This window comes from Halorhodospira abdelmalekii (assembly GCF_016583625.1).
GTDB lineage: Bacteria > Pseudomonadota > Gammaproteobacteria > Nitrococcales > Halorhodospiraceae > Halorhodospira > Halorhodospira abdelmalekii.
The window spans coordinates 1-5,082 of sequence record NZ_NRRN01000086.1 but is presented as its reverse complement, the minus strand read 5'-3'; the positions used below and the strand labels follow the sequence as shown (position 1 = coordinate 5,082).

Here is a 5,082-nt window from a genome sequence, read left to right as displayed (position 1 = left end):
GTACAGGTAGACATCGGCCAGCTCGCTGTTTCGGCGGGCCCGCAGACAATCGAAATCAAGTAGGCTTTTTAGGCGCTTCATCAGCAGTTCCACCTGCCATCGGGTTCGATACAGCTCCATGACCGCCGCGGTAGGCAACATCGCAGCGGGCACGGTGCTGAGCACCAACACCCAGTCAGACAAGGTCAAGGTCTCAGCATCAGGAGTACGACCCCTTTTGCGCGCTCGCTCACGGGCCTCCTGCCGCGCGAGGTTCGCCTTCTCCGGCGGCAATCGACGTGCATGCAAGTGGGCCTCAATGTAGCTTTGGCCGGAGCGAATACGAACGCTGCGCGAGACGCTCGCCTCGGGTTGCTCGCGTAGCCACTGCGCCACCTTAATCGCCTGTCCGGCTTCGTCGTAAACTCGCATCCCATGGGCGTTGTAACGCACCACTACGCACACCCCGCGAGCGGCCTGCTCGACCAGCTCACAAGGCCGGTTGTACCCACGGTCCGCTACAACCACGTCGCCCTCTTGCAAGGGGTAGTACTCCAGCCGCTCGCCCTGATGCGTATCCGGTAGATGCCGAGATGCCGGTGGTGGTGATCGCCCCCAACGATGAGCTGCTGGAAAAGCTCAAGGCCAACATGCAGGAGGTCAGCGCCCGGGGCGGCGAGCTCTACGTCTTCGCTGACGGCTGCAGCCGGGTGGAGGCAAGTGAGGGCGTGAATGTGCTCACCATGCCGGAGCACTACGGCCTCTTGAGCCCTGTGCTGCACGTGGTGGCCCAGCAGCTGCTGGCCTACCATGTGGCGCTGGTGAAGCACCTGGCCGGGTGACCGTCAACGCTTCACGCTGGCTCATGAGCTTGGCCATGTATTGCTGGCTGGACGGTTGGCCGATAACGTGAGCGAAGAGAAGGCCTGCGATCGCTTCGCCGGGGCCTTCTTAGCCCCACAAGCTTCAGTGATACATGAGCTGGGTGAACATCGCCACCAGCCTGGAGCCGCGTGAGCTTTACCGTCTCAAGCGTCAACTACTCCCGCCTAAAGGCGGGAGCTTGTGAAAGCAGGCTGGGTTGACCAGGGAGAGTGGCCAATGTGCCGCTACGTTTGCAACAGGTCGTCAAGACCCACCGGCGGATGCTTCCTCAGTCCGCCGCTCTGGAAGGCTGGGATCATGCTGGCGAAAGGCAAAACGCCGAAGGTTCCAGCCGCCGCACACGCGGGGGCCGGTTGCAAGGCGTAGAGGTGTGAAGAGGTGTGAGACAGGCATTCACGGGTGCCTGCACGGAAAAGCATCAAAGGGGTCAGATCCAAATTAAGTGCTATGGCATGAATGAAGATTCCTGTTTGTTAATTGCAGAAAACCGATCAGGGAGAAAGCTAAACCATGAACCGTTCTTTGGATATTCGCTGGCACCAGCGCTTGCAGAATTACCAGGCTGCATTTAATGAGTTGGATGAGGCTGTTGCGTTAAGCAATCAACGGGGTCTTTCCAAGTTGGAAGAGCAGGGGCTGATTCAGGCGTTTGAGTACACCTATGAGCTAGCCTGGAATACCATTAAGGATTTTTACAAGGATCAGGGTGAAACAGGTATACAAGGCAGTCGGGATGCCATACGCTTGGCGTTTGAGCGGGGATTGATTGAAGCCGGTGATCAATGGTTTGCGATGATCAAAAGTCGTACTTTGACATCACATACCTACAACCGTGAAACAGCCCGTTTGATTGCAGATCAGATTTTGAATACCTACCATCCGTTGCTGAAATCTCTTTTAGCGGCGCTTGAGAAGCAGCGTGACAGGTCATAAGGCTTTGACTGGTTTGCCATGCGGTATATTGGAAAAGCTCCAGGCTGAGTTGAGTCATTATCCGCATGTGCAACGCGCCATCCTGTTTGGCTCCCGTGCCATGGGGACACACCGTCCTAACTCTGATATTGATCTTTGCCTTGATGCACCTGATCTGCCGTTTCAGAGCTTTCTGCAGCTTGCATCAGCACTGGATGAGTTGGTGTTACCTTATACCCTTGATCTGATACTGAAACATCATATCGACAATCCAGACCTGCTGAATCATATCCAGCGAGTTGGGCTGGTAGTGTATGCTTCTGAATAAAGGGGGGAGAGCCTGGGTAACCAAGTGAAAAAACTCACCGATCATCCCGGCTACCGGCTACGTATTGGCGATTGGCGCGTGGTCTATACCGTCAGCGCCGAAACCGTCACCGTCCATGTCATCCGGATTGCTCCGCGCGGAGGTGCCTACTAATGAGCGTGCAGATCATCGAAAAGGACGGCAGGCACTCTCGTGCCTCGGGGGTGATCATCGTTTGGTCCACTTCGCTAAACAGCACCCAACCTTTGTCCTCGGCTCCTCTGTGGCACATGTTGAAGCATGGCGATGGTCGAGCGCTTTTCCTGGGAACGCCGGCGTCCTCGCCGGCAAGCGTGAGAAGAATGCCGGCGGGGACGCCGGCGCTCCCAGGCGGCGACCGCTGCCCTCCGCCTGCAGGACCAAGGGATGATCAAGGCCCGTGCCTCAGCGTCACGTAGGCATGCAAGGCGCGCAGGCGCTCAAATACCCACGCCGTTCGGGGGCAGCGTATCGTATCGGGCGCACCGATTGTAGAGGGGGCAATCTGGCGCCCGCGCGCGGATCATGCACACCGTTGGCGCAATAACGCGGCAACAGCAGACGTGACGCGCGATGCCGTGACGCGGCGAGCCGAGCCGTTGCAACGGCCCGCCGCCGATCGGGGGCAGTTACTAGAACGTGTAGCCGACGCCGAGGTGCGCCGTGTCCTCAACCAAGTCGTCGATCTCGATGATGTCTTCGCCGCCAACGAGGTCATGGGCGTAGGTAACGTCGCCGTAATCCGAGCGTGCGGCCTCGAAACGGACGAGCATCGGCATATCCGCAGGGCGGTACTCGATACCGGCGGAGAGCCGGTGGCCTGAGGCGTCCTCGCTCATATCTTCGTCACCGACCTCGAGCGTGACCTCTCGCTCGGTATAGCCGGCCGAGGCGTAGAGCATCACATTGCCGTCACGGAGTACGGTGCCGAGCCGGCCACTGATTGCGTAGCCGTCCTCGAGTTCGAGATTTTCATCGGTCTCTTCGACGTAATCGTCATCGAAGCCGCCGAAGCGGTACCGGGCTTCGCCGCCGAAGTAGAACCCGTCGTTCTGCACACCGCCGCCGGCGAAGACGCCGCCGCCCGGAAGGGTTGCTGTGGTGCCGTATTGTTGGGTCGAGCCGATCGCGTCGACCCAGACCTCTGCCGTCCCTAGTAGATCGTCTACCTCGTCTTCTTCACCAACGATGTATTCAGCAAGCCACCCGGCATACTCGTCCGTGTAGCTCCGCTCGAAGGTCGCCGAAGAGCCAAGATCGGCCTCGACGCCGACATAGCCGCCGGTAAACGTCTGCGCGACGATGGTGCCGCTCGCGGCGGCGGCCACGCAGGTGGCCGCGGCGGCAACGATCCGGTTGGTCCACTGCATGGCGAATCCTCCCCTGCTTGATGCCTGTCCACCCCAGGCACACCCCAAGCAGATATGATGCCTAGCCCGTTCAGGTTATCGATGCGGGCACGGTCTACGGAAGCGCTCATCCCGGAATGCAACCGTGGTGCGCAAAAATGCCGCAGGCGTGCAGCGCCCCAATCAGTTGCGCGCACCGGAGTTCCGGTGCAGCTCAGGCCGGCGCGCAGCGGGCCCATCTTAGCCCCTTATACGACGCCTTATACGACGGCAATGCCCTTGACCATCGCCCACACCGGCTGCCCTGGGGACAACGCCAGTTGCCGGCAGGAGCGGGCGCTGATTCTGGCCAGCAGCTGCTGCTCGCCCGCTGCCAGGCTCAGGATGACGTGCCCCGGGTGGGGGTCGTCGCTGATCTGGGTGATCGTGACCGGAATCGCATTGAGCAGACTGCTGGAGTCCGGACGTTCCAGGGCCACGGAGACATCCCGTGCCAAGATGCGCAGCCGCTGCGGGGCGCCGATGGGGTGGTCCTGATGCGAGATGAGCAGACGGCCCCCGGAGAAGGCCACTTCGGTCAGGTGATCGGACGTATGCTGAGCAGCCACCGTGCCCTCAATCACTGCCGCGGCCTGTTCACTGTGGGCCAGCGGCAGGTCGGTGCGGGTGAGCAGGGTCTGCAGCGGCCCTTGAGCCAACGCGCGCCCACTCTCCAGCAGCACCATATGGTCCGCTAGGCGGCTCACCTCCTCGATGGTGTGACTCACATAGATCACCGGGATGGACAACTCATCCCGCAGCCGCTCCAGGTAGGGCAGGATCTCCCCCTTGCTGACCCCATCCAGCGAGGCCAGTGGCTCGTCTGCGAGCAACAATCGCGGACTGGTGAGCAGGGCCCGCCCGATCGAGACCCGTTGACGCTGCCCCCCGGAGAGCTCATCCGGATAGCGTGCCAGCAGCTCCGTAAGGCCCAGCAGGTTGACCACCTCATCCAACTCCAGGCGGCGCTGCTCGGCGGGCAGGCGCTTGAAGCCGTAGAGCAGATTGTCCCGCACCCTAAGATGAGGAAAGAGACTGGCCTCCTGGAAGACGTAGCCCAGCGGCCGTTTGTGTACGGGCAGCCAGCGCTGCCCATCCTGCCAGATCTCGCCGTTGAAGGTGAGCCGGCCCTCACGAATGCGCTCCAGTCCCGCTAGACAGCGCAGCAACGTGGTCTTGCCGGAACCGGAGCGACCGAACAGCGCCGTTACGCCCTGCCCGGGGATCTCCAGATCGATATCGAGGGTGAAGTCCCCGCGATCGAGAAAGAAGCGTGCCTGGATGCTCATCACGCCACCCCCACGACCTTAAAGCGTCGATTCAGCCCGTATACGCTCATCAACAGAATGAAGGCCAGCGCAACCAATAGCAGGGAGAGGGCATGAGCCGAGGCGTAGTCCATGGCCTCGACGTGGTCGTAGATGGCGATGGAGGCGACCTGGGTCTGACCGGGGATGTTGCCGCCGATCATCAGGATCATGCCGAATTCACCCAGAGTATGGGCGAACGAGAGCACCGCTGCGGTGAGGATGCCGCGGCGCGCTAAGGGCAGCACCACTGTAACAAAGCGGT

The 5,082-nt window shown here is 60.8% G+C and carries 9 protein-coding genes; 5 read left to right on the top strand and 4 right to left on the bottom strand.

Annotated elements, in window-relative coordinates; all coding sequences use genetic code 11:
* On the bottom strand, positions 1-507 hold a 507-nt coding region (locus CKO15_RS13170), incomplete at its 3' end, for a transposase (protein ID WP_200197140.1).
* A gap of 65 nt (positions 508-572) precedes the next feature.
* Between CKO15_RS13170 and CKO15_RS13165 the strand changes: the two genes are divergently transcribed.
* The 5 genes from CKO15_RS13165 (at position 573) to CKO15_RS13145 (ending at position 2,257) form a co-directional block, all read left to right on the top strand.
* Positions 573-821, top strand: coding sequence for a hypothetical protein (locus CKO15_RS13165; RefSeq protein WP_242464796.1), 249 nt, complete (start codon positions 573-575; stop codon positions 819-821).
* Positions 822-861: 40 nt separating this feature from the next.
* Positions 862-996, top strand: a complete 135-nt coding sequence (locus CKO15_RS14260) for a M78 family metallopeptidase domain-containing protein (protein ID WP_338036069.1) — start codon at positions 862-864, stop codon at positions 994-996.
* 378 nt (positions 997-1,374) lie between these two features.
* Positions 1,375-1,797, top strand: coding sequence for a nucleotidyltransferase substrate binding protein (locus CKO15_RS13155; protein ID WP_200197130.1), 423 nt, complete (start codon positions 1,375-1,377; stop codon positions 1,795-1,797).
* Positions 1,784-2,104: a nucleotidyltransferase domain-containing protein gene (locus CKO15_RS13150; protein WP_200197128.1), complete on the top strand. Its 321-nt coding sequence runs from the start codon at positions 1,784-1,786 to the stop codon at positions 2,102-2,104. Before CKO15_RS13155 ends, CKO15_RS13150 begins: the two co-directional genes overlap by 14 nt.
* Positions 2,105-2,128: 24 nt before the next feature.
* On the top strand, positions 2,129-2,257 hold the full coding sequence (locus CKO15_RS13145; RefSeq protein WP_200197126.1) for a type II toxin-antitoxin system RelE/ParE family toxin: 129 nt from the start codon (positions 2,129-2,131) through the stop codon (positions 2,255-2,257).
* Between the two features lie 497 nt (positions 2,258-2,754).
* Here the strand turns inward: CKO15_RS13145 and CKO15_RS13140 are convergent, their stop codons facing one another.
* The 3 genes from CKO15_RS13140 to CKO15_RS13130 all read right to left on the bottom strand — a co-directional run.
* Positions 2,755-3,492 carry an outer membrane protein gene (locus tag CKO15_RS13140; protein WP_200197124.1) on the bottom strand — a complete coding sequence of 246 codons (738 nt, stop codon included), beginning with the start codon at positions 3,490-3,492 and terminating at the stop codon, positions 2,755-2,757.
* A 239-nt stretch (positions 3,493-3,731) separates the two neighbouring features.
* Positions 3,732-4,799: a molybdenum ABC transporter ATP-binding protein gene (gene modC, locus CKO15_RS13135; RefSeq protein WP_200197122.1), complete on the bottom strand. Its 1,068-nt coding sequence runs from the start codon at positions 4,797-4,799 to the stop codon at positions 3,732-3,734.
* Positions 4,799-5,082, bottom strand: a 284-nt coding sequence (locus CKO15_RS13130; protein ID WP_200197120.1) for a molybdate ABC transporter permease subunit, incomplete at its 5' end; no start/stop codon positions are given. The genes CKO15_RS13130 and modC, both read right to left, overlap by 1 nt.

What these genes read in the sequence shown, in the direction of transcription:
- CKO15_RS13165 (WP_242464796.1), top strand. Translation starts at nt 573, where the DNA reads ATGCCGGTGGTGGTGATCGCCCCCAACGATGAGCTGCTGGAAAAGCTC.
- CKO15_RS13155 (WP_200197130.1), top strand. Translation starts at nt 1,375, where the DNA reads ATGAACCGTTCTTTGGATATTCGCTGGCACCAGCGCTTGCAGAATTAC.
- CKO15_RS13140 (WP_200197124.1), bottom strand. Translation starts at nt 3,492, where the DNA reads ATGCAGTGGACCAACCGGATCGTTGCCGCCGCGGCCACCTGCGTGGCC.
- modC (WP_200197122.1), bottom strand. Translation starts at nt 4,799, where the DNA reads ATGAGCATCCAGGCACGCTTCTTTCTCGATCGCGGGGACTTCACCCTC.